23 protein-coding genes, 1 tRNA gene and 1 pseudogene are annotated in these 22,124 nt (G+C 54.0%); 21 read left to right on the top strand and 4 right to left on the bottom strand.

Going from position 1 to position 22,124, the window contains the following annotated elements; translation table 11 throughout:
• The first annotated feature begins 28 nt into the window (after positions 1 to 28).
• The 7 genes from TU73_RS00255 (at position 29) to TU73_RS00285 (ending at position 5,496) form a co-directional block, all read left to right on the top strand.
• On the top strand, positions 29 to 601 hold the full coding sequence (locus TU73_RS00255) for an RNA polymerase sigma factor (protein WP_057010474.1): 573 nt from the start codon (positions 29 to 31) through the stop codon (positions 599 to 601).
• The gene (locus TU73_RS00260; protein WP_057010475.1) at positions 598 to 1,146 is read left to right on the top strand and encodes a hypothetical protein; all 549 of its coding nucleotides are present in this window, start codon (positions 598 to 600) and stop codon (positions 1,144 to 1,146) included. The genes TU73_RS00255 and TU73_RS00260 overlap by 4 nt, the downstream gene beginning before the upstream one ends.
• A gap of 341 nt (positions 1,147 to 1,487) precedes the next feature.
• Complete coding sequence (gene ectB, locus TU73_RS00265; RefSeq protein WP_197674135.1) at positions 1,488 to 2,741, top strand: diaminobutyrate--2-oxoglutarate transaminase; 1,254 nt, start codon at positions 1,488 to 1,490, stop codon at positions 2,739 to 2,741.
• The gene (locus TU73_RS00270; protein WP_057010477.1) at positions 2,738 to 3,205 is read left to right on the top strand and encodes a GNAT family N-acetyltransferase; all 468 of its coding nucleotides are present in this window, start codon (positions 2,738 to 2,740) and stop codon (positions 3,203 to 3,205) included. The genes ectB and TU73_RS00270 overlap by 4 nt, the downstream gene beginning before the upstream one ends.
• Before the next feature lie 10 nt (positions 3,206 to 3,215).
• Complete coding sequence (locus TU73_RS00275) at positions 3,216 to 4,520, top strand: SidA/IucD/PvdA family monooxygenase (RefSeq protein ID WP_057010478.1); 1,305 nt, start codon at positions 3,216 to 3,218, stop codon at positions 4,518 to 4,520.
• A 52-nt stretch (positions 4,521 to 4,572) separates the two neighbouring features.
• On the top strand, positions 4,573 to 5,196 hold the full coding sequence (locus tag TU73_RS00280) for a LysE family translocator (protein WP_057010479.1): 624 nt from the start codon (positions 4,573 to 4,575) through the stop codon (positions 5,194 to 5,196).
• Positions 5,197 to 5,205: 9 nt separating this feature from the next.
• Complete coding sequence (locus TU73_RS00285; RefSeq protein ID WP_057010480.1) at positions 5,206 to 5,496, top strand: hypothetical protein; 291 nt, start codon at positions 5,206 to 5,208, stop codon at positions 5,494 to 5,496.
• Positions 5,497 to 5,536: 40 nt separating this feature from the next.
• On the opposite strand, the gene TU73_RS00290 is transcribed toward TU73_RS00285, so the two are convergent.
• On the bottom strand, positions 5,537 to 6,568 hold the full coding sequence (locus TU73_RS00290) for an SDR family oxidoreductase (RefSeq protein ID WP_057010481.1): 1,032 nt from the start codon (positions 6,566 to 6,568) through the stop codon (positions 5,537 to 5,539).
• Between the two features lie 115 nt (positions 6,569 to 6,683).
• Here TU73_RS00290 and TU73_RS00295 point away from each other — a divergent pair, with 115 nt between their 5' ends.
• The gene (locus tag TU73_RS00295; protein ID WP_057010482.1) at positions 6,684 to 7,553 is read left to right on the top strand and encodes a LysR family transcriptional regulator; all 870 of its coding nucleotides are present in this window, start codon (positions 6,684 to 6,686) and stop codon (positions 7,551 to 7,553) included.
• Positions 7,554 to 8,691: 1,138 nt separating this feature from the next.
• Here the strand turns inward: TU73_RS00295 and TU73_RS00305 are convergent.
• Positions 8,692 to 8,985, bottom strand: a complete 294-nt coding sequence (locus TU73_RS00305; protein ID WP_056782556.1) for a DUF3077 domain-containing protein — start codon at positions 8,983 to 8,985, stop codon at positions 8,692 to 8,694.
• 832 nt (positions 8,986 to 9,817) lie between these two features.
• On the opposite strand from TU73_RS00305, the gene TU73_RS00310 reads away from it, so the two are divergent.
• The 6 genes from TU73_RS00310 to TU73_RS00335 all read left to right on the top strand — a co-directional run bounded on the left by TU73_RS00310 (position 9,818) and on the right by TU73_RS00335 (position 17,443).
• Positions 9,818 to 10,261, top strand: a complete 444-nt coding sequence (locus TU73_RS00310) for a hypothetical protein (protein WP_057010484.1) — start codon at positions 9,818 to 9,820, stop codon at positions 10,259 to 10,261.
• A 750-nt stretch (positions 10,262 to 11,011) separates the two neighbouring features.
• Complete coding sequence (locus tag TU73_RS29505; protein ID WP_331714135.1) at positions 11,012 to 11,344, top strand: HVO_A0114 family putative DNA-binding protein; 333 nt, start codon at positions 11,012 to 11,014, stop codon at positions 11,342 to 11,344.
• A gap of 267 nt (positions 11,345 to 11,611) precedes the next feature.
• Positions 11,612 to 13,387, top strand: a complete 1,776-nt coding sequence (locus TU73_RS27905; protein WP_162276327.1) for a restriction endonuclease subunit S — start codon at positions 11,612 to 11,614, stop codon at positions 13,385 to 13,387.
• A complete protein-coding gene (locus TU73_RS00320) occupies positions 13,384 to 15,117 on the top strand; it encodes an AAA family ATPase (RefSeq protein WP_057010486.1) in 1,734 nt (577 codons plus the stop codon). The genes TU73_RS27905 and TU73_RS00320 overlap by 4 nt, the downstream gene beginning before the upstream one ends.
• Positions 15,117 to 15,932 (top strand): HNH endonuclease family protein, encoded by an 816-nt coding sequence (locus TU73_RS28880; RefSeq protein WP_156421184.1) that lies wholly within the window; start codon positions 15,117 to 15,119, stop codon positions 15,930 to 15,932. Before TU73_RS00320 ends, TU73_RS28880 begins: the two co-directional genes overlap by 1 nt.
• 2 nt (positions 15,933 to 15,934) lie before the next feature.
• Positions 15,935 to 17,443, top strand: a complete 1,509-nt coding sequence (locus tag TU73_RS00335; protein ID WP_057010853.1) for a class I SAM-dependent DNA methyltransferase — start codon at positions 15,935 to 15,937, stop codon at positions 17,441 to 17,443.
• Between the two features lie 142 nt (positions 17,444 to 17,585).
• On the opposite strand, the pseudogene TU73_RS29250 reads toward TU73_RS00335, so the two are convergent.
• Positions 17,586 to 17,855, bottom strand: a pseudogene (locus TU73_RS29250) (IS4 family transposase); the annotation flags it as partial.
• A gap of 209 nt (positions 17,856 to 18,064) precedes the next feature.
• Positions 18,065 to 18,141, bottom strand: a tRNA-Arg gene (locus tag TU73_RS00345).
• Between the two features lie 196 nt (positions 18,142 to 18,337).
• Between TU73_RS00345 and TU73_RS00350 the strand changes: the two genes are divergently transcribed.
• The 7 genes from TU73_RS00350 (at position 18,338) to TU73_RS00380 (ending at position 22,084) form a co-directional block, all read left to right on the top strand.
• Complete coding sequence (locus TU73_RS00350; protein ID WP_057010490.1) at positions 18,338 to 19,054, top strand: Crp/Fnr family transcriptional regulator; 717 nt, start codon at positions 18,338 to 18,340, stop codon at positions 19,052 to 19,054.
• A gap of 87 nt (positions 19,055 to 19,141) precedes the next feature.
• Positions 19,142 to 19,684: an RNA polymerase sigma factor gene (locus TU73_RS00355; protein ID WP_057010491.1), complete on the top strand. Its 543-nt coding sequence runs from the start codon at positions 19,142 to 19,144 to the stop codon at positions 19,682 to 19,684.
• A gap of 103 nt (positions 19,685 to 19,787) precedes the next feature.
• A complete protein-coding gene (locus TU73_RS00360) occupies positions 19,788 to 20,015 on the top strand; it encodes a RebB family R body protein (RefSeq protein WP_003187543.1) in 228 nt (75 codons plus the stop codon).
• Between the two features lie 18 nt (positions 20,016 to 20,033).
• Positions 20,034 to 20,606, top strand: a complete 573-nt coding sequence (locus TU73_RS00365; protein ID WP_057010492.1) for a hypothetical protein — start codon at positions 20,034 to 20,036, stop codon at positions 20,604 to 20,606.
• Between the two features lie 82 nt (positions 20,607 to 20,688).
• Positions 20,689 to 21,321 carry a hypothetical protein gene (locus TU73_RS00370; protein WP_057010493.1) on the top strand — a complete coding sequence of 211 codons (633 nt, stop codon included), beginning with the start codon at positions 20,689 to 20,691 and terminating at the stop codon, positions 21,319 to 21,321.
• Between the two features lie 40 nt (positions 21,322 to 21,361).
• Positions 21,362 to 21,688, top strand: a complete 327-nt coding sequence (locus TU73_RS00375) for a hypothetical protein (protein ID WP_231984754.1) — start codon at positions 21,362 to 21,364, stop codon at positions 21,686 to 21,688.
• Between the two features lie 81 nt (positions 21,689 to 21,769).
• A complete protein-coding gene (locus TU73_RS00380; protein WP_057010494.1) occupies positions 21,770 to 22,084 on the top strand; it encodes a RebB family R body protein in 315 nt (104 codons plus the stop codon).
• Positions 22,085 to 22,124 lie beyond the last annotated feature (40 nt).

The raw sequence follows: 22,124 nt of genomic DNA on the forward strand, positions 1-22,124 counted from the left end.
CGACTGAAAGAAAGGAGTTCACTATTAGATGGCCGTTCCAGACGACTCACCCAGCGACGAATCGCTGCTGGCCCGCTACCGAACCGGTGACGCTGGCGCATTCGAAGCCCTGTACACGCGCCACCGCCAGGGCCTGTACCGCTTTCTCGTGTCCCTGTGCAACAAGGCTGAACTGGCTGAAGAAATCTACCAGGACACCTGGCTCAGCCTGATCCGCAGCAACACCCAGCCACAGGGCCGGGCGAGTTTTCGTACGTGGTTGTTCCAGATCGCCCGCAACCGCCTGATCGACCACTGGCGCAAGCACGGTATCCACAACCCCTTGCACGACAGCTACGATGAGCAACTGCACGCCCAACCCGACAGCAGCGCCGGCCCCGAGCAACAACTGAGCCTGAGCCGCGACCAGGCGCGCCTCGACGCCGCCCTGCAAGACTTGCCCGAAGACCAGCGCGAAGTCTTCCTGCTGCGCCTGCACGGCGAGCTCGAAGTACCGCAGATCGCCACCCTCACCGGCGCCCCGCTGGAAACCGTAAAAAGCCGCCTGCGCTACGCCCAGCAGAAACTGCGCCGCCTGTTGGCCGAGGAGATACCCGCATGAACGACTCCCGACACGACCCAAACACCGACGACGGGCTGATCCAGCACTTTCGTCAACACAGCAGCGGCGAGCCGCCGGCGTCACTGGACGCCTTCATCCTGGCCACCGCGCACCGCGAGGCGCCCAAGCCAGCGCCCAACCTGTGGCAGCGCTGGCTGCGCCTGTGCCAGCAGCCGCGATGGCAGATGGCATTCGCCAGTGTGGCCGGTGTGGCGTTGCTGGTGGGGGTGATCACGCGTACCAGCGAGTTTGACCAGGTGCAAAACACGCGTCTCGCGGCCCCGGCCACGTTTTCCGCGCCTGCACCCATGAGCGCGCCGCCCCGTGCCGAATCGTTCAGCGCCGAAATGAGCCGCGATGCCTTGCCCCAAGGCAAGCTGGCCAAGCGCGCAGCGCCGGACCCGCTTGAGCAGGGTTTGCTGGAGGTGTTGCGCCTGCGCGCAGCAGGTGAAGAGGCGGCGGCGACGGCAACACTTGCCGAGCTGCACAAGCGCTTTCCCGAGCAAAACCTTGAGGAGCGGCTCAAAGCCTTGCAGGTTCACTGAGCCTGTGGCGATGGTATCCCAGCGACACCATCGCCGGCCCGGCTGAAATGAGTCATAAGCATATGAATTTATATTCAGTTGCCCAGGGTTTAATTGCTGCTAGTTTAATAAGCGAAAGACGTCATTGTTCCTGCTGGCCAACAGAGCGGGTCATGTTTCATTGGATGAAAAGTTGCAAGCGGACTTCAAGGATTAAAGTCTTCTCAGCATTCGCTACATGGCCACTGGGAAATAGCTCTACCTGTTGGAAGTCCATTCAATTGGATTGATAAACGGTACCTGACATGACGGCTACGCTGAATGACTTATTTGTACAGGCAGTGCCTGCGCTGGAACACCCCCTGGATATATTCGAGCTTAAAGAGTCCAACGTACGCTCTTATTGCCGGGACTTTACCGACACCTTCCACACCGCCGAGGGGTCGACACTGACCAGTGAACAAGGTCAACTGTTCATCGACTTTTTCAGCGGTGCCGGTGCCTTGAACTACGGGCATAACAACCCGGTTCTAAAGGCCGCGCTGCTCGACTACATTGCGCAAAATGGCATCACCCACGGTCTGGATTTCAAGACCACCGCCAAGAAGGCGTTCCTTACTGCCTTCGAGGAGCAGATCCTTGCGCCGCGCAACCTGCGTTACAAAGTGCAGTTCCCCGGGCCCACGGGCACCAATGCGGTAGAGGCGGCGATCAAGCTGGCGCGCAAGTACACCGGGCGCCACAACATCGTCGCATTCACCAATGCCTTCCATGGCATGTCCCTGGGCAGCCTGGCCCTGACCAGTAACCCGCGTAAGCGGGCCGGGGCCGGGGTGGCCCTGAACAATGTCACGTTCATGCCCTATGACGGCTACTTCGGCGCCGATGTGGATACTTCGCAGTATCTGGACAGCATGTTGCGCAGCGGTAGCGGCATCGACAAACCGGCGGCCATTGTGCTGGAAACCGTGCAGGGCGAAGGCGGTGTGAACAGTGCCTCGGCCGGCTGGGTGCAAGCCGTGCAACGCATCGCCCAGGCCCATGACATTCTACTGATCATCGATGATATCCAGGCCGGCTGCGGGCGTACGGGGGACTTCTTCAGTTTCGAAGCCCTGGGTGTTATTCCGGACATCGTCACCGTGTCCAAGTCCATCAGCGGCTATGGCTTGCCCATGTCGCTGGTGTTGCTGGCACCCCACCTGGATGTGTGGGAACCGGGGGAACACAACGGCACGTTTCGCGGCAACAACCTGGCGTTCGTCACCGGCAAGGCAGTGATCGATCACTACTGGAGCGATGCGCGGTTCACCCAGGCGCTCAAGGCCAAGGCCAGCGTGCTGCATGATGCATTGCAGGGGCTGGCCGCTGGCTTTGCCGCCAAGGCACCCAACCGCCTGAAGGGGCGCGGGTTCTTCAGGGGCATCGAGTTCGAGGACGTGAGCCTGGCGCAGAAAGTCGCCGCACGGGCCTATGCGCATGGGCTGATCATTGAAACCTCCGGCATCGATAACCAGGTATTGAAGTTTCTCCCAGCGCTGACCATCACGGCGGCGCAGATCAACCAAGGCGTGCAGATTCTCGAGCAAGCGTTTGCCGAGGTGACCACGCCATGAGCGATGCCATTGTCATCCGCCACGCGTCCCTTGATGACGCCCCCGCTATAGCGCCCTTGCTGGATAAATACCGTGAGTTCTATGGTGAAACCTCCGATTTGCCGCGGGCGTTGGCGTTTATTCAACAACGGTTCTTCCTGGGCGAGTCGATAGTGATCGTGGCGGAACTGGATAACCAGGTTGTTGGTTTTACCCAACTGTTCCCCAGTTTCTCCAGCGTCACGCTTCAACGTCTTTGGATACTCAATGATTTATATGTCGATGCAAACAAACGCGGCGCGGGTGTGGGCCTGGCGTTATTGACCGCGGCGAAGCACTTCGCCCAACTGACCAACGCCAAACAGCTATTTATTGAAGGGGCGCACGATAATCCCAAAGCCAGGAATTTATATACCCGCTTTGGCTTTATCGAAAACACCGCTTACCACTATTACCATCTTGCGCTGGACCATGCCCAAGGATAGGAGCTTTCCCATGTCAGACATTATTTACGACATCATCGGTATCGGTTTTGGGCCCTCCAACCTGGCACTCGCCATCGGCCTGGAAGAATCGGCCTCAGCGTTGACCTACCGCTTTCTCGACGCCAAGCCCACGCCGGATTGGCAGGATGAAATGCTGCTCAGCGGTTCGGATATCCAGAACAACCCCTTGCGCGACCTGGTCACCCCGCGCAACCCGCGTAGCCACTATGGGTTCGTCAATTACCTGAAAGAAACCGGTCGCCTGTTCGACTACCTCAACCTGCCGCTGACGTATCCGTTGCGACGTGAATACGCGGAGTACATCAAATGGGTCGCCGGGCATTTCCTTGGCAGTGTCGAGTCCTCGGCGTTCGCCCAGCGGGTCGAGCCACTGCTGCTCAAAGGTGAGCAGGTGTGGAAGGTCACCTATAACGACCAGCGTGTCATCTACGGGCGCAGCCTGGTGCTGGGGACCGGGCGCACGGCGAATATCCCGGCGGTGTTCGAGGGCCTGACCGGCCCCCAGGTGTTTCACCTCAACCACTACCTGGAGCGCCTCAACAAACTGCCTTCCAGCGTGCAGCGCATCGGTGTGGTGGGCTCCAGCCAGAGCGCCGTGGAGATTGTGCTCGACCTGACCGCCAGGTTCCCCGACAAAGACATCTACTCCCTGCACCGCAGCTTCAGCTTTCGCCTCAAGGACACCAGCCCATTCAGCGACAAGGTGTATTTCCCGGAATTCATCGACTACTACTTCAACCTCCCACCCGAGGCCAAGGCACGGGTGGACAAGCAACTGCGCGGCACCAACTACAGTTCGGCCGATGAAGATGTGATCAACGCCCTGTATGTGCGCATCCACGAAGAAAAATTGCAGGGCAGGCAACGCATCCACATTCTCAACAACATCGCCATCGAGCAGGCGCAGATCAATGCATCAGGGCAGGTGGAGCTGGCGCTCAAGGAAGTCAACCAACTGACCCACTCGACTCTGGTGCTGGATGCGCTGGTACTCGCCACCGGCTTCAAGGACATTGCGGCCAAGGAGAATGGCGAACTCTACCCACCGCTGCTGGGGCCTTATCACGCGCAGTTCCGGGCCGATGCCCACGGCGCGCTGGTGGTGAACCGCGATTACAGCCTGACGGCGCTGGCGGACTTACCCGCCATGTTTCTCAACGGCTTATGCGAAAGCTCCCACGGCCTGGGGGACGCCGGTTCATTCAGCCTGATTTCACTGCGGGTCGAACACATCCTGGCGTCCCTGGAGGAGAAACTGGCCCAGGCAGAAGCCCCGCTGCACGCACTGGCCTGACCCGCCCTCGGCAGCAGCCAGCGCCGGCTGCTGCCTCCTACAAGGAGTTCCCATGTTTACAGCAGCATTGATCTACATCCTGGCGGTGATAAGCCCGGGGCCCAACTTCATTATCGTCAGCCGCTTTTCTTCGCTTGGCTCGGTCTCGACCGGAATCGGCGCGACCCTGGGGATCTGCACAGTCGGCGTGTTTTTCTCGACTATCTCGTTGCTGGGCCTGGCGGCGTTGTTGCACCAGTACCCGGCGTTCTCCAAAGTCGCTACGTTATGCGGTTCGGCGTACCTGCTGTACATCGCCTACAGCATTATCAAAAGCGTACTGGCAAAGAACACCGGCACCGCCGAAAGCACCGCTCCAGGCGCCACCAGTTTCGCCAAGGCCTACCGCGTGGGGGTCATCACCAACATCAGCAATATGAAAACCATCGCCTTCATGATCAGCATCTACGCCGGCTTTCTGTCTGCGCCACGCACAGACATCGAGAAAGTCCTGGTTGTGTTGCTCTGCTCGACGCTCGAGGTTATCTGGTACTCGTTGGTGGCGCTGCTGTTCGGCCAGGGCCCGATCAAGGCGCTGTTCCTCAAATACACCCGGCAGATCGACGTGGGCCTGGCGGTGTTCCTCGTGGCGTTTTCACTGAACAACGCCATTCCCGTGCTGATCGCCAGTCGATGAGGCTTCGCCATGGAATGGAACGCGTTGCTCAAGGATGTAGGCGGGCGCTTCAAGCATCGTAGTTGGTTGTTGATTGACCTGGCGCCGGAGGCGTTGGTGCTGAGCGATTTGTCGGGGGAGTTGGTCAGGGATTATCTGGGGGTGACATTGATTTTAGATTGTCATCTTGAGGGGGTTTTTCGGGTGATTGATGGGTTTGGGCCGGGTATCAGCTATGCGGCGTCGTTGCAGGCCGCTCGACGCAGGGCTTACTCCGCGCCGGCCGGGGTGGCTTTTCAAGATTTCAAATGGGCGTGCTGAAGACCCATACAAAGCCCCAGGCTTTTCGACCTGGGGTTTTTTATAACCCGCCGTGGGCCTTGTACCAGGCCACCGTGTCAGTGAGGGTTTGTTCCAGCACGCGAAAGCTCACGCCTAATTCCTCTTCACTTTTGCGGTGGTCAAAGCAGGTACGGTGCTCCTCTCGTATCAACAGCCGCAACGTCGCCATGCTCAGCAAAATAGGCTTGCCGGTCAGGTAGGCGTAGGCCTCTTGCACCGCTGCCAACAGATAGAGCGCAGGCAGCGGCAGTTGCCGGGACGGCGTCTTGACCCCGGCGATACGTCCCAGCACTGGCATCAGCTGGCGCATGGTCAAGTTGCGGCCGGCCGCGAGATAACGTTCTCCCCGTCGTCCGCTTTGGGCGGCAGCAATGTGCGCCCAGGCCACATCGCGGGCATCGACCAGGGAAAAGGTGCCGGGGATCAGCCCCGGCAGCTTGCCGTTGATAACGTCCCTGACCAACTGCCCCGAAGACGTCGGCCCACGGTCACCCGGCCCCCACATCCAACCCGGCAACACCATGCAAGCGTGCATCTGCGGATGGCTGTCGAGAAACCTCAGCACCTCCCGCTCAGCCAGGATCTTGCTGCGATAATAGCCATCCGCATCGGCTTCAGCGCGCAGGCACGTCTCGTCGATGGGCATACCGGGGGCACCGTCGAGCACGGCAATCGATGACGTATGCACAAGCCGCCGTACACCCGCGTCATAGGCATGCTCAAGCAGTGCTCGCGTACCGGTGACGTTGATCTTTTCCAGCTTCTCCCAATGGCTGCCGCCCTTGTAGTTATCGCGAAAGAACGCCGCGCAGTGAAACACCGTATCGCAGCCTTGCAGGGCGGCCGCGAAGGCGCCCACATCGGCCATGTCCCCCACCACCTGCTCCACGCTTGGCAGGTCGCTGAACTGCTGCTCGCCCTTGGCCGGCGAGCGGACCAAAGCTTTGACCGCGTAGCCGCGTGCGACCAGCTCCCGCACCAGATTGTTGCCCAGCAAGCCGGTTGCACCCGTCACAAAGGTACTGCGCAAGCGGTTGGGGTTCGTCTTCATACAGGCCATTCCATTCGTTTAAAGGCCCGTAGATATACCGGTGAGACCGCGCCTGAAAAACGGCGACTGCTGCATAATGGCTTTGCACATCAGCAGACCAGGGAAGCTCATAGATATGGCGTTGCAGGCAAATTGGGACGATCTTCGCCTGCTGTTGGCGGTTTCGCGGCGTGGCAGCTTTTTGCAGGCGGGGCAGATGCTCGGTGTGGCCGCGTCTACCGTTGCCCGGCGCCTCACCCAACTGGAAACCGCCCTGGGTGAGCCACTGGTGGAACGAGGGGTTGAAGGCTGCCGGCTGACCTCACGGGGCCAATCCCTGGTTGACGTCGCACTCGCGGCCGAATCCGGCCTGCGGCGCCAGACCCCGGTCGACGGCGCGCAGGCAACGCTAAGCGGCACGGTGCTGGTCAGCGCCGGCGAAGGGTTTTCAGCTAGCGTACTGGAAGCCGCTAGTCGCTTTACAGCGCTGCACCCAGGCTGCTCCGTGGAATTGCAGACCACCACCGACTTTCACAAGATCGTACGAGGCGTCGCCGATATCGCCGTACGCACAGCCCACCTGGGTGAGCCATCCCTGATCTATCGAGGGCTCGGCAAGCTTGCCTATGGCGTCTTCGCAACCGCCGAATACCTGGAACGGTTCCCCGCATTAACCCCCGCTACCGCAGCCAACATCGCCTTGCTGCCGCCTCTGGACCTACTCCCGCAAATGCGCGCCGCAAAAGCCGCCGGGCTCGACCATGCGCCGATCAGCGTGAGCTCGTTTGCCGTGCAGCTTGAATCGGTGAAGCGGGGGATGGGCGTGGCGGTACTGCCGCGTATTTCGGCAACGGGGTTGAGCGAGGTATTCCCGGAGATAGCACTGCCGCCGATGGAGGTTTATCTGGTTACACGGCCACAGGCGTTGAAGCAGGTGCATATTCAGGGTTTTTTTGCGGTGTTGGAGCGGGTGTTGCGCGATGAAATCGGTAGCCTGGGTCAGTAGCGTTCCAGGAATTCATCGGGGGAAGACAGGCGGGACCCACCCCACTGCCTGACTTCATGCTTTTATCAAGCTACCCGTTGTCAGCCAGTCCGTTATTTGAGGTACGAGGTAATACGCGTACACGTCTTGCTGGTGACTTTCGGCAGCTGATGTGCCGCTGCAGGCCGTGCTGCTTGAATAATGCAGTGTTCCTTATGACCATCTCCGTAAACCATCACTGCCGAGGTGGTAGAGGTACCATCTTCGTTCAAATACGTTGTGACATTTTCACTGCTCTCTGGGCGTTTATCAGGGCCGCCATAGGGGTCAGGGATCACAGGGGACTCGGCCGCATAGGTAGCCTGGGCGAGCAATAGACATGTGAGTGTGCAAATGAATTTCACAATAAGTCCTTCGACAGGGTTGGCGGTTCAGTAATTACAATTTAGGGCTGCTACGCAGCTTAGACCGCGAAACCCCTTAGGAAATTTTCCCCACTTTCTCGGCTCGCTTTTCAGACACCCCATACGAACTCGGCCCGCAAGGGGCGGGCTCACAGGAGCTTCTACCTCATAAGTGGAGCGAATCACACTCGGACTGGATGGGTGAGCGCTTCGTCTCGAATAGGGCCATTCCAAGCGATGGGTGAGAGTAGGAATACTGCGATAAGGAAAGCTACCTGTGACAGGTAGAACGGCTCCAGCCACTGCTGCTTCAATGCGACGTAAAAAGTGTTATGGCCCACGTCGGCCAAAATAATCGCTGCCGTAAGCACGATTCCGGCTCTTGGCTTGATGAATAGTAACAGTGCTGCAAGCGGGTCAAAAAACGTAAGCGCCCCCCAGAAAATACGGCTAGCCAAGTAAGTGCTAGGCCCGTATCCGTAGTCCCAGAGCAATCCATGCGAAACGTCTGCACGAATGTGATTAACGGTTGCGATGAAAAGGCAGCATGCAAACAAAATCCTGACGGCGAATGACAATCTTGGCATGGGTTATCTACATTCGTGGTCTATGCCCTGCATGATAGCGGGATCGATCAACGGCGCCAGCAGTCGCAATGGGAAGGTGTGATCGCCGAAGGCTTACGATTTAACGTAGACGAGGGGCCGCAGGGGGCAGATCTAGGCGCCCGATGCACTGCACCGGGCGCGAACTACTTACTGCGGGTGCGGCCCACCAGGCTGCATGGCTAGGAGCAGGTCATCGACGATTGCTTTACCCATTTCACACAGGTAGTGCGAGGCAAACGCGAACTTCTCCGCCTTGGGGTCCATGGCGGCTTCAAGCGAGAGCATTTTTGCGTAGTAGAGAACGTGCGCTGCGTGTTCAAGGGCTTCCAGAATAGGAACCCCGGCGTTGACTCGAAACAATTTCAGATGGCTTTTTTCCTCGCCACAATCTGCGAAGGTCTGAGCGCCAATGGTTTTGGCTTCTGCGGGTGGGGTACTCATTGCTGACCTCCCACGTACATAGGGGCGGTATTGGTACGGACGGCACTACGGTAATCAAGCATGGTGTGAAACCTCTCTGATGACCAACTGAGACGGCCACACATCGTTTCCAGGCGATGGGTGGCAGCCGTGCGCAGGCTGGAAACCGAGACAGAGACTACTCGGCAGACACGAATGTCTCCCGCACACGGCCGCCATAAAGCACAAACGACAGGCACAAAAAAAGCGCCTGCTGATTGTTTGACGACGCTACGTGCGTCTCGGTGACGGGTTTCCAGGCCCGGTCGCTGATGAGCAGCGACGTGAAGGAGGTTAACGCGATGACCTATGTGCTGCAACTTGCAAAGCAGGTAGGATCCTTCTGAATCGCGTGATGGCAAAATAGAATGCCTTCTTAAGGAAAAAGGGGACGGATTTATTTCACGGCAGAGGGGACGGAAATCCCGAACAGCTCAAACCGGGGGCTTGGGCGAGTAGCTTCCAACACCAACCTCCACGACGCCGACGCGGCTCAACACCTCCTTCACCTCCCGACCAAACCCAAAAAACAAAAAAGCCCTAGATCTCTCGACCTGAGGCTTTTTCATTTCATATCTAGTGCCCGGCATCGTTTGAACTGGGGTTGGAAAGTGCCAGTATTTGCCGGGTTTTATAGGTTTGGTCTCGGTTAGGCATACACGTGGGCATACACGAGGCTAACTGCTAGAGCCACAAAATGCGGTTTCTGTGAGAATTCATTGGTCGCCTACGACGGTGCAGCAGGACAGAGGTGGCATTCTGCTGCTATACATCACGTCAGCATATTCCGTGCCTCGGAAAAAAGGAGTTAACGATGAAGGTTCTTGCAGGGCTGGTTGGTGGCTTAATATTAGCCATTCTTCTTTCGATGGTCGTAGCCATCGCCGGAGCGGCTTCACCAGGGGCTGGCGGTGCGACTGGCGCGATTGTGTTCTTCGTCGCATGGATCATTGCACTAGTCGTAGCGATTTATGCTCCCTCTCCTGGCAAAGCATGGCGTCGACTTCTAGTGACCTCGGGCATCGCTGCATTCATGCTTCCCTTGTCCGGTATTATTTTAACCGGTAGCCATATCGCTACCAACGTCAGTGGCGCTCACTCAGGTGCAGAAACGGCGGGAGCAGCCATCGGTGGCACTTTGGTGAGTGGCTTTCTAGGATTTGTTGGCTTCTTCCTCGGAGTTATCCTGCTCGTTATCGGCCTGTTGGTGGGTCGAGATAAGCAGATCGTCTACATTCAATCTCCACCAAATTCCTAAGCGCATTCATGTAGATAGCGACCCAAAGACTTTTCCCTTTACCTGGTATCAATCTTTCGTAGCAATACCCGTCGGAGTTTCGTGGCCGATAAGCGCTGGGGCCCTGATGATTTACTAGCAGTACGGGGCATTAAACCCGTGGGATCGTGGTAGCGGCAACCACACCAGCTTACTGAAATTTCAATGTTGAAATTGAAAGATCTTGAAGAGAAAAGGGAATCTTTACCGTATTGGCAACGGTGCTCGCAGATGGCTGAAATGGTAGGGCAAATGCACAGGTGAACTAGAGTTCACCAGGTTCACCTGTTCCCTAAGCTGGGTGCCCTTCCGCTTACACGATCCCGCGGGTTACTCGCCCTGTGCCTTCTCGAAATGCTCAGGGCCCAGCGATCTCCTGGCCATTGGCAATGCTCAAATGAACCGCAACCACCCAGTTTACCCGTTCACTAGGCTCGGGCGTGGGTGGTTACCTATGTTTGGGGCTAGGGGGCCAAGCCCCTACTGTAAAAAAAGGTGTAACTGGTCTTTCATGTGTTACAGATCATCATATATCGTTGTATTTAAACGATTATTTGACTTCACACCAATTCTTTGAGAAGTGTTACACGACTCCGTCAAGGGAAATGGCGAGTAACACCATTGCTTCGAAACCGGTAATCGTATGAGGCTGAAGATAGCGGTGATCGTCTCGACGATGCTTATGAAGCACTGATACAATTCTCCATATTTTAGGTGTTCTGAGTGACTTCGATGAATCGATGTGTCGCTGGCGTCCGCCGGCCAGGTGAACCGACTTGTACTCAAAATGAGCATGATGAGGATGACCAGCCTACCGTTTGGTTCAGCTCGATGGCTTCACTTGCCGCTGTGCTGTCTGATGATAATCGAGCTTTGCTACGAACCATCCATCATCGTCGTCCAAGGTCACTAACGGAGCTTGCTGAGATTACTGGCCGTAAGGTGCCTAACCTTTCCCGTACGCTCAGAATGATGGCAGGGTATGGCTTAGTAAAACTAAACAGAAACATGCGAGAAATCGAACCAGTGGCGTTAGTTACAAAATTTCTCGTGGTGCTGGAGTAATGGGCATCAATACTAAATGTAATCAAGTAGGTATTGGCCTGTTAAATAGGTGCGATTAAAAATGAGTTTTAAAGCTAGATCGCAGCGAACTACCGGAAAGTCAAATGCACGACTATTGGTTTTAGTCGATGCATTACTCAGTTTTTTTGGACCATTTCATAATGATTGTCCTGTAGCGCTGTACGATGCGGTGGGCAAAATCGATACTTCTTTAAAGCCACTATTGAATAGAAGTGAAGAGAGGTTTGTTGCGTAATGGCATTTACTATGAGTATTTCAGAGATAATTGCCAGCGATAAAACGGGGCTCTTAGCTAAGCATGACTCCTGGCAGAGAGTTTCTTTGTCGAAAGTTGCGTTTGTATTGAATGGTGCTCCTTTTAGTTCAAGTTTGTTTAGCACAACAATAGGTTTTCCTTTAATACGAATTCGCGACATTATGGTGGGAAGTACATCCACATATTATACTGGAGAATACGATGAAGATTTTATCGTGCGCTCAGGTGATTTGCTTGTAGGAATGGATGGGGACTTCAATTCGGCATTTTGGGGTGCAAAGCCCGGCCTTTTGAATCAGCGTGTTTGCAAGATAGTTCCTTATCAAGACTTTTATTCAAAAAAGTTTTTGGCATTTGTGCTTCCTGGTTATTTATCTGCGATTAATAGTAATACGTCTTCGGTGACAGTTAAGCATCTTTCTTCGGGGACGGTAAACGAAATTTTGCTACCCTTACCTCCCCGGTCGGAACAAACACGAATTGTCGCGAAGCTTGAAGAACTTCTTACTGACCTTGATTTCGGCGTGGCAGAGCTTAAGGCCGCGCAAAAGAAGCTTGGACAGTATCGGAAGTCTCTTTTGCGAGCCGCAGTTGAGGGGACACTCACGGCTCAGTGGCGCCAGCGAAATGTAATTTCTGAGTCCGGGGTAGATTTATTAGAGAATATTCGGGCAAAGCGTCTTAAGCGCTGGGAAGCCAAGCAGCAAGAAAAGTTTGCAGAACAACATAAAGTTCCGCCAAAAGATTGGCAAAGAAAATATGCCGAACCTACTTCTCCCGATGCGGATGAGCTTACGGCATTGCCGGAAAGTTGGGTGTGGACAAAAGTCGCCCATGCTGGGGCTGTACAGCTTGGCCGACAACGCGCTCCGCAGTTTCATACTGGAAGCAATATGGTGCCTTATCTGCGCGTTGCGAACGTGTACGAAGATCGTATTGATATTTCAGATGTGATGGAAATGCATTTTTCCGAGGCAGAAGAGCAAATATTCAAATTAGAAGTAAATGACATTTTGCTGAACGAGGGTCAAAGCCTTGAGCTAGTTGGTCGCCCTGCCATCTACCGAGGTGAGCTACCTCGTGCATGTTTTACTAACACGCTTGTGCGCTTCAGGTCGGAAGAAGGCGTTGTGCCTGAGTATGCTTTAGCAGTGTTCTTAAACTATATGCATTCTGGGCGGTTTCGTAAGATCGCAACAATCACAACAAATATCGCTCATCTTGGTGCTTCACGATTTTCTGAAGTGGAATTTCCATTACCAAGTACTGTTGAACAAGTAGAAATAGTAAAGCAACTTGCTGACCAATTATCCAAGCTTCGGGATCAGCAGGCAGCTGTCTCGCATGCTCTCAAACAGTCAGCAGCTCAACGTGCAAATATCCTCAGGGCAGCGTTTTGCGGCTCGCTCGTGCCACAAGACGTGGGTGACGAATCTGCTGAGGATTTGTTGGCACGTATAAACGCAGACCAAGAAGAGAGAGACGCACAACCAAAGGCACGCAAAAGGGTGGCCAGAAAGGAGATCGCAACGGTGACTAGGAGCTTATTTGACGTTCTGAATGAAGCGACTGATTGGTTGACTGCGCAGGAAGTATTTAGACGTTGTGGCGTCACCGATGGTTCGGAGACCGATCATATAGAGGTTTTATATGCTGAGTTGCGTGAGCTGGTCCAGTCGAGTCTTGTAGCGGTGGTGCCTGTAATGGATGAAAAAGGTCGAAAGGTATATGACCGCTTGAAGCTTAGGGAAGCGAGCAGACTATGAGACTGAATAAACTCACGATTGGTAGTGATAAGAACAGTCCTACACACCAATTTAAAAACCTGAAAAATGTAACGATTGATTTTGATGAGGATCATTGGGTTACAGTTGTAATTGGGTGGAATGGAACAGGAAAGTCCAATGTTTTAGAAGCATTGGCAATAATTTTTCGCGATTTAATAAGCAAGAAACGCACAGTGGTTTTTGCATTCAAGCTTTCTTATCGTATGGGTGAAGGCGATCAATCTAAGCATATATACATTGATGCGGATCCGGATCGAGAAAAAGAACCATTGATTATTCGAGTCTCTGATATTTTTAGTGAGGCGAAAGAGATTGAGCTTGGATCTGAAGAGTCAGAGGTAGACTCTTTTTCGAAAACTGCTCATCAGGGTAAGTTGATAAAGTTAAAGACTTTTTTGGGCGCTGATACAACCTACTTGCCTAGGTATGTATTCAGTTATTATTCTGGGGAAAGCACACGTATGCATGATGTGTTTCTTCCTTATCTAGAAAGTTATGATAGTAAACTAAGGAATGGTGAAGATCCGGGGTTGAAACGGCTTTTTTATGCGATGCCGGTACATAGTCAGTTTGTACTTTTAGCTTTTTTGATACAGCAGTCGGATGTTGTCCGGTCTTTTTTAGATGATCATCTAGGGCTTGATCCAGATGAAGGAATCGAGTCGGTGCTTTTTGTACTTCGTCAGCCTCCTTGGAAGTCAAGAGCACCAGATGGGGATTCGCGATTTTGGAATGCAAGGGGAGTGGTTCAGGAGTTCTTGTCTCGGCTATATGATATTGCAATTGCCCCTATTGAAGTTAGCCGTCGGGTATCTACCTCCATCTGGAATAAAGAAACGCTACAGTTTAAATATCTTTTCGTTAAGGATATATCTGCATTACGAGAATTGGTAGGAACGCAATCACCTGCAAGTTTTTTTCGCGACCTAGAAAGCACGTATGTTTCGGAGCTGATCGAAGAAGTTCGGATTCGCGTTCGTCTTAAAAAAAATGATGGGTGTGTGACTTTTAGGGAGTTGAGCGAGGGTGAACGACAGTTACTAACCGTTCTTGGTTTATTGCGATTTACCTCCGAGAATGAAAGTCTTTTTCTTCTGGATGAGCCGGATACACACCTTAATCCACGCTGGAGCGTAGATTATATATCTTATCTGAAGAACTTTATCGCTGCCGGTGATGGAAAAGAAGAAACTAGCCATATCCTTCTGACCACACATAACCCGCTGGCGGTAGCTGATCTTGAACGAAAACAAGTTCAAATTCTGCAGATGAGTAAGCATGCAGATTGCCGTCACATTGTTGCATGCTATCCAGATATGGATCCCCGTGGCATGGGGTATGCTGCCATTGTGACTAGCGATATGTTCGGGATCGCTTCCAGTTTGGATCAAACCACTCAACTTCTTCTAGAGAAACAGAGAGTACTGTCAGCTAAACAAGACCTCTCAAATCCCGAGCAGGTAGAGTTAGATACTTTGAATGGAAAGCTCGACCGTCTCGGTTTTCGTTTTTTCCATCCGGATGATGAATTTTCTCGATATCTTAGATTGCGAGATAAGATACTAAAAGACCGATTTGGCACCGACGACCCAGATACGCTTGCTTTCGAAACTGTAGAAATGAGTCGCGAGGAAAAGGAGGCGTTGGCGTCTGAATTAATAGAAAGACTCCTCGCCGAAGATCTTGAACTAGCGGGTAGTAAAGATTGATGAGATATATAGATCAAGATGAATTAAGATTACCGGATGGGTGGACAGATCGAGCACAGGCTGCTTCTGTCGCTGTGCTCGCTGGTGCAGATCCCGATGACTACGCCGGTGTCTGGCGTGATTTGAAAGACTTCTTGGCTGATCTATTTCCAGAAAAGAAGTGTTGGTACTGTGAAACTCCCGTTGATCGCGCAGATAATGCAGTGGACCATTTTCGTCCTAAAGGGCGTGTTGGAGATGCGGCCAATATTCATACTGGGTATCGCTGGCTTGCATTCGACCCGCGAAACTTTAGGTATGCATGTACTTTTTGTAACAGTCGTCGCAAGGGTATTGAAGGTCTCACTGTTGGTGGAAAGGCCGACAGGTTCCCACTTCTCAATGAAGCCAATAGACTATATGCAGCTGGACCTCTAAGCCAAGAAACACCTGAACTTCTCGATCCGTGTCAATTGCATGAGTGGGAGTTGCTGGGGTGCCGTCAGGAAAATGGGAAGCCATGTGCGACAAGCCAGGATCCTGTTGAAAAAAAACGTGCCGAAACTTCCATTGAGGTATACCACCTTCATTACGAACCAACCTGCAAAAAACGTCATGCAGTGAGTGTTCAATTAATGGCAGATGTGGAGCAGGGAAAGCTACTTTTTCCGCTCTCAAGAACTGATAACGCTATGCAAGAACTTTTTACAATTGTCGCGAGAAAAATTCGTAGAGCAATAGATCGCAAAGCTGTTTTTAGCGGGGAAATGATATTTCTGCTTAAAGGGCAGCGGCACGTTGATCATCCTTGGATTCAAAAATTACTGGAAGCATGATGATGAATAGTTCCACGCTCGTTCAGAAAGTCTGGAATTTCTGCCACACTCTACGAGATGACGGCGTAGGTTACGGTGACTATCTTGAACAGCTCACATATCTTTTATTTCTCAAAATGGCGCATGAATATGCGCAGAAGCCATACTATCGTGAAACACAAATCCCTGAAGGTTATGGTTGGGTCAACCTGTGTGGCAAAGATGGTGTAGAGCTGGAAGCCCATTACTTATCGACTCTCCATACTCTTGGGCAACAACCTGGCATGTTAGGTGCGATTTTTTTTAAAGCACAGAACAAAATACAGGACCCTGCAAAACTTTCCCGTTTGGTTCAACTGATAGACGCGGAAAGTTGGGTTAGCATGGGTACGGATGCAAAGGGGGATTTATATGAAGGACTGCTTCAGAAGAACGCGGAAGATACTAAGAGTGGAGCTGGTCAATATTTCACGCCTCGCGCATTGATTCAAGCTATGGTGGCATGCTTGCGTCCTAAACCACTTAAGTCAATAGCCGATCCCGCTTGTGGCACTGGCGGATTTTTTCTAGTCGCAAACGAGTGGCTGAATGGATCCGCAGATTGGATAAAGCAAAATTCTGATTGGTTGGACTATAAGTTTCCTAAGCTTAATGCTAAGCAAAAGAAATTTTTGCGAGATGAAACCTTTCATGGCAACGAAATAGTTCCAAACACACGACGGTTGTGTTTAATGAATCTATTTCTACATGATATTGGCGAACTCATAGGCGAGCCGTCTGTAGATCGATCAGATGCGTTAATATCTGAACCAAAAGTGCGTGTTGATTATGTTTTGGCTAATCCACCTTTTGGGAAAAAAAGCAGTATGACTATCACCAACGAAGAGGGTGATGAGGATAAAGATGCATTAATGTATGAGCGTCCTGATTTCTGGGAGACTACGGCTAACAAACAGTTGAATTTTCTGCAGCACATAGTTTCCTTGTTGAAGGTCGATGGAAAGGCGGCGGTAGTATTGCCAGATAACGTTTTATATGAGGGAGGAGCCGGCGAGAAGATCAGAAAGCGGCTTCTAGAAACGTGTGATGTGCATACTATATTACGCCTGCCTACAGGAATTTTTTATGCGAATGGCGTAAAGGCAAACGTGGTGTTTTTTGACGCTAAGCCTAACGATGGTAACACCAAAACAAAGGGGATTTGGTTTTATGACTTACGGACAAATCAGCACTTCACTCTTAAGACTAGGCCGTTAAAATTTGTAGATCTTCGCGATTTTGTAATTTGCTTTAGTCCAGATAATCGAAACAATCGAACTGAAAATGATCGTTTTAGATATTATAGCTATGAGGATCTTATTGTTCGTGAAAAGACGAGCTTGGACTTATTTTGGTTAAAGGATGATTCGTTAGATAGTCATGATAATTTGCCGGCTCCAGATGTATTGCAGCTTGAGATAATTGATCACTTAGAAGCCGCGCTGCTCGCTTTTCGTGATGTTGCTGCGGAACTTCCTAGTTCTGCTACTTAAAAGGAATGATCAGGTAATGGATGGAGGATATTCATTCAAGTGATTTGATTTTAAAAAAGCCGACTGTTGTCGGCTTTTTATCTCGATAGCGTTACATTGACAGGACATCCCGAAGGAAAAAGGAGACAGATTTGAATGGCACTTACTTAACCCTCTTCGGATGTCCCTTTCTCCTGACCTCGGCCCTTGCCGCCGAGCGTGTCTGCATCAGCATCGGGTAAGGCTTGGGCCTTCGTTTTATGGCGCGAGGCTCAATCCGTCCCGGCCGGTTTCCGACACGTTTTTTGGCGATCAACTTGAGTAAATTCTGCACCCTATCGTCTGGTTCGTCGCAGCTGTACTGCCGCATCGCAAGGAATAATTGGAGGCTATGTTTAAAGCTAAGCTCGCGTGGCAAGCAATCAGCTAATAGAAAGAAAAAGGGGACAGATTTATTTTCACGGCGAAAAGATGACGGCAAACCCGGACCGCCCAAACCAAAACCCCGCTCGGCTCCCTCCCAACACCGCTCCCTACAATCCCTACACAACTCAACCCCTCCCTCACCACCTACCAACCCCCCCCAAAAAAAAAACAAAAAAGCCCCAGATCTCTCGACCTGGGGCTTTTTCATTTCATATCTGGTGCACCCGGCGGGATTCGAACCCACGACCCCTGCCTTCGGAGGGCAGTACTCTATCCAGCTGAGCTACGGATGCTTGTGCGGGCGACATCATACCCATGTCGACCTGATGCGTCCATTCCAGCATTTCAGCCGCTCACTGTCGGGCGTTTCCGAGAAAAATTGGCTAATCGCCACCCTCATTCACAACTCCCCGCGCCGCGCGTCCCTTTGTTTGCTTTGCTCTTGTGGCTTCACAACCGCTTTCACGCCGCAATTCCCCAGGTGAACGCATGCATTCCAAAGGAACCGTGATGCTCGATCTCCCGCTCAGACAAACCCTGCTGGCTCGCTCCGATTTGTTTCGAGGTATGCCGGAGCACCTTTTGCGCTACGTTGCCACCCATATGGTGGAGCGCACATTGGAGGATCGTGAGCTGCTGTATTTCAAGGACGACTCCCTCGCATTCATCGCATTGGTAGTGGAAGGCCGGATTTATTCGGTGGTGCATGGGCCCGATGGTCGGGAGCAGATTATCGGCAGTACCGGGGCCGGGCAGGTGGTGGGGGAGACGGCGTTGATCAAGGATCATGGGCGTGAGTCTTCCACCTTCGCCAGTGGCCCCACGCGTTTGTTGCAGTTGGGTAGCCGGCATTTCGGCGTGTTGTTTGAGGAGCCGGCGTTTCTGCGGCGTTTGTTGATGCTGATGATGCTGCGTTTGCTGCAGGCCATCGAGTTGCTGGAGTTGGTGTGCCTGCATCGGCTGGAGTCGCGCCTGGCGCGGTTTCTGTTGGCCAACCTGGGCGAGATCGACCTGGCGCTGGCCATCCCTTGTGTGTCTTTGCCCGCCAGCCAGGGGGTGTTGGCGTCGATGCTCAACACCAGTCGCCCCAAGCTCAATGTGCAGCTGCAATTGTGGCGCCGCAGTGGGCTGATCAGCGGCAAGCTGGAGCGCATGGTGATCAACGATCTTGAGCATTTGCGGCGCAAGGCGTTTGCCTTGAATTAGTCGTGGCGCTGTTCCCCAGGTAACAGCGCGCCCCTGTCCCGCCCTCGCAGACTGGCCCTTCATCAAGGATGCACAGGAGTGCGGGCGATGGGGATGACTATTCAGTTCAAGGATCAATGGGCCGCCGATGACCGTTTGTTCGAAGCGAGTTGGCGCGCCGTGCAGGGTGAACTCAAGCGGCGTGCGTTGCGGCGCGCCAGGGGCAATCTGGATCAGGGCCAGGAGTGGTTGTCGGCCACGGCGATCAAGGCCCTGCTGTTCTTTCGGCGCTCGCCCGAGCGTATTCGCGACCCTGAGGGGTTTCTGTTTCTGGTACTCGACCATGTGTTTCTCGACAGCTTGCGCCGCAGCAAGCGCGAGGGGCGGCTGTTCGATGATTCAGTGGACCTCGAGCAGGATCACCTGGCCGCGCTCGCCGCGCCCTGCACGTCGGTGCTGGAGCGGGTGGAGTGCTACGAGCGCCTGGAGCGGGTCAAGGCGCAGGTGGCGCGGTTGCCGATGATGCAGCAGCGCTTGTTCGAGATGCGTTTTGTCGATGACCTGCCGTATCCGCAAATCGCCGCCGAGTTGCAGGTCAAGTTGCCGCTGGTGCGCAAGCGCGTGCAACTGCTGCGCAGTGCCTTGCGCTGAGCTGGATTCACAGAAGCCGGCGCGGGGCGTTCTAGTTGTATGAGCGCGTCCTGCCGCCACTATCCACGCCCAACCTTGGGTGAATGCCATCAAGGAGAGATGTATGACAGAGGTCAACAGCCAGATCACCGACGCGGTCACCCAAACCAACGTCAAGGTGGTGGCAGAGGCGCCGGCCCAGGCCATCGCGTCGCTGTATCAGGTCGCCAGCAGTGCGGCGGGCCTGTCGTTGCAGAACGCGGTCAACAGCCAGCAGGCGATGAACCAGATTTCCAATGCGGTGATCTCCAAGGCAGTGGCGTTGATCATGCAGATTGGCGAGAAGGGCTGAGGCCTGGGGAGATCGATCATGTCGTGGTTCAGCAGAAAGAAACCCGCCGCCTCCCAAGCAACGCCGGCCGCCGACCCATCTGCGCCGACGCCCGCCGCACCGGCCCCGCGCTCGATCATGGCGCGCATGAACGAGCACCTGCTCAATCAGGTGAGCGCGCCGTCAACCGATAGCACGGCCGCGCTCAACAGCCAGATCGTGCAGGCGGTGCAGTTCACTAACGCGCAGAACTTCGCCTATGCGCCGGCCCAGATCGCGGTGCCGGCCGACATGATGATCAGCCAGGCGGCTGGCCTGGTGGCGCAGGCGGCGGCGGGGTATTTCGACGGGGTCAGCAAGATCGCCCTGGCGGCCCAGGCCGTGCTGCTCAAGCAAATGACCGAGAACATCGTCAACAACAACCTGCCGGGCGCCGCCGAGGATGCACTGGGCGCGTTGGCCACCGACCTGCTGGTGGGCGCCGCTGCCGCTGTGGCCGCCGCTGCCGGGGCGATGGAAGCCGAAGCCGCGAGCGTTGCCATCGACAAGATCGACCAGAGCATCGCCAAGTACGCGAGCACCCTGGCCAACCGGGCCGCGCCAGCGGCCTGAACCGAGCACAGCGTTCCAGCGTTCTGCTGGAGCGGTGCGACAGCAACTTGAAAGCAACTTTCCTTGAGTGAGGAGCGACATCATGAAGCTTGGCGATATTGTTTTTTCTGTGGCGCAAGTGGACGACAAATTGTCCACCAGCATTCCTCGCGCATTCATTGTGGCGGGGCAGTGGATCAAAGCGAAAATCTTCGGAACGGGCGATCCGAATGTACCCGTGGTGCATGCGGCTATTGCGATCGACGCCACGCATGTCGTGGAGAGTGTCGGCAGTGGCATTCAGGTAACCGACCTGACAACTGAGGCCGTACCTCGCGGAGCCATGGTGTTTTCCTGTGAAGACACCAAGTTGGGATGGGCGGCCGCGTATGCCGCGGATCAATTTTATGGCGACGTCGCTAGCAAGGATATTACGGGTCGATACAGTAAATGGAATGCGCTGTTATCGATTCTCAAGTCGTCGGGCTACGAGCCTGGTCTTATGCCGCGGATTAACGAATCGGTGTCTATCGGTAATGCCTCGTTCTGTTCGCAGTTCGTCGCAAACGCCTACGAGGTTGGCAACCTTTACATCAGCGGCAGTGAGATTCCACCGCCGATCTTCACTACGCGCTCCACGGTGATGACCCCTTGGGAACTGGCCGCGAGCTGTGACAACGCTACAGATTTCCACTTCGCCGGTTTTTGGCAGGATAACGTCGAGGTGCGGCTTTAGCGGCCCTTCTGCCGGTAACGTACAGCCCGAGGATGTCCAGATGGCTCCCCCACCCATAATACCGTCAGTCCTTTCCAGTAATGATCGCCAACGGCTGGAAGCGATGCTGCGCAACCCGCAGATTTTCGCCGGCACGCCCCAGGCCATCGTCGACGAAACCCTCAAGCGCGCCACCCAGGTGCTTGAGCAGTCCAAGGCCAATGAACAAGCACTCAAGACTGCCGCCGAGCAGCGTGAGGCGGCCCTGCGCCAAGTGTTGGACGGCGCGGCCCCGGACAAGGACGCGCAACGCAAGGAAGTGCAGGCACTGGTCCAGGGTTTGATCGCGCAGATTGAAGCGGCGTTGAGCCCGTCTGCGAAACCTTGAACCCCAGGTTTCACAGCGTCTGTTTGGCAACGTTCATTCATGAACACGGAATGCACCGTGTATTAAATAAGGAAATTGATCATGCCATTAGTCAACGAGCAAATTACCGACGCGGTCACCCAGACCAACGTCAAAGTGGTGGCCGAATCGCCAGCGATGGCGATGAGCACCATCTATCAATCCATGGCGCAGGCCACGGCGATTCTGTTCCAGAACGCCGTGTCGGCCCAACAGCAGCAAAACACCCTGGCCCAGGCGGCCACCAACATGGGTGTGATGCAGATCTACAGCGTCGATACCACCGCCGGTGCGGCGGCCACCGAGAAAGTCGCCCAGGGCGGCGTGTCGGATAACCTCACCAGCCTGTTGACCGTGCTCAAGTCTTTCCAGCCTTAAGCACTGAGCAATAACGGAAGTTGTTCTTTCTCAACCCAGG

This window comes from Pseudomonas libanensis, from assembly GCF_001439685.1.
In the GTDB taxonomy this organism is placed as follows: Bacteria; Pseudomonadota; Gammaproteobacteria; order Pseudomonadales; family Pseudomonadaceae; genus Aquipseudomonas; species Aquipseudomonas libanensis.

What these genes read in the sequence shown, in the direction of transcription:
- TU73_RS00365 (WP_057010492.1), top strand. Translation starts at nt 20,034, where the DNA reads ATGTCGTGGTTCAGCAGAAAGAAACCCGCCGCCTCCCAAGCAACGCCG.
- TU73_RS00355 (WP_057010491.1), top strand. Translation starts at nt 19,142, where the DNA reads ATGGGGATGACTATTCAGTTCAAGGATCAATGGGCCGCCGATGACCGT.
- TU73_RS00370 (WP_057010493.1), top strand. Translation starts at nt 20,689, where the DNA reads ATGAAGCTTGGCGATATTGTTTTTTCTGTGGCGCAAGTGGACGACAAA.
- TU73_RS28880 (WP_156421184.1), top strand. Translation starts at nt 15,117, where the DNA reads ATGAGATATATAGATCAAGATGAATTAAGATTACCGGATGGGTGGACA.
- TU73_RS00350 (WP_057010490.1), top strand. Translation starts at nt 18,338, where the DNA reads ATGCATTCCAAAGGAACCGTGATGCTCGATCTCCCGCTCAGACAAACC.
- TU73_RS00305 (WP_056782556.1), bottom strand. Translation starts at nt 8,985, where the DNA reads ATGAGTACCCCACCCGCAGAAGCCAAAACCATTGGCGCTCAGACCTTC.
- TU73_RS00360 (WP_003187543.1), top strand. Translation starts at nt 19,788, where the DNA reads ATGACAGAGGTCAACAGCCAGATCACCGACGCGGTCACCCAAACCAAC.
- TU73_RS00285 (WP_057010480.1), top strand. Translation starts at nt 5,206, where the DNA reads ATGGAATGGAACGCGTTGCTCAAGGATGTAGGCGGGCGCTTCAAGCAT.
- TU73_RS00380 (WP_057010494.1), top strand. Translation starts at nt 21,770, where the DNA reads ATGCCATTAGTCAACGAGCAAATTACCGACGCGGTCACCCAGACCAAC.
- TU73_RS00280 (WP_057010479.1), top strand. Translation starts at nt 4,573, where the DNA reads ATGTTTACAGCAGCATTGATCTACATCCTGGCGGTGATAAGCCCGGGG.
- TU73_RS00375 (WP_231984754.1), top strand. Translation starts at nt 21,362, where the DNA reads ATGGCTCCCCCACCCATAATACCGTCAGTCCTTTCCAGTAATGATCGC.
- TU73_RS00310 (WP_057010484.1), top strand. Translation starts at nt 9,818, where the DNA reads ATGAAGGTTCTTGCAGGGCTGGTTGGTGGCTTAATATTAGCCATTCTT.
- TU73_RS00320 (WP_057010486.1), top strand. Translation starts at nt 13,384, where the DNA reads ATGAGACTGAATAAACTCACGATTGGTAGTGATAAGAACAGTCCTACA.
- TU73_RS00290 (WP_057010481.1), bottom strand. Translation starts at nt 6,568, where the DNA reads ATGAAGACGAACCCCAACCGCTTGCGCAGTACCTTTGTGACGGGTGCA.
- TU73_RS27905 (WP_162276327.1), top strand. Translation starts at nt 11,612, where the DNA reads ATGAGTATTTCAGAGATAATTGCCAGCGATAAAACGGGGCTCTTAGCT.
- TU73_RS00270 (WP_057010477.1), top strand. Translation starts at nt 2,738, where the DNA reads ATGAGCGATGCCATTGTCATCCGCCACGCGTCCCTTGATGACGCCCCC.
- TU73_RS00255 (WP_057010474.1), top strand. Translation starts at nt 29, where the DNA reads ATGGCCGTTCCAGACGACTCACCCAGCGACGAATCGCTGCTGGCCCGC.
- TU73_RS00335 (WP_057010853.1), top strand. Translation starts at nt 15,935, where the DNA reads ATGAATAGTTCCACGCTCGTTCAGAAAGTCTGGAATTTCTGCCACACT.
- TU73_RS00275 (WP_057010478.1), top strand. Translation starts at nt 3,216, where the DNA reads ATGTCAGACATTATTTACGACATCATCGGTATCGGTTTTGGGCCCTCC.
- TU73_RS29505 (WP_331714135.1), top strand. Translation starts at nt 11,012, where the DNA reads ATGAATCGATGTGTCGCTGGCGTCCGCCGGCCAGGTGAACCGACTTGT.
- TU73_RS00295 (WP_057010482.1), top strand. Translation starts at nt 6,684, where the DNA reads ATGGCGTTGCAGGCAAATTGGGACGATCTTCGCCTGCTGTTGGCGGTT.
- TU73_RS00260 (WP_057010475.1), top strand. Translation starts at nt 598, where the DNA reads ATGAACGACTCCCGACACGACCCAAACACCGACGACGGGCTGATCCAG.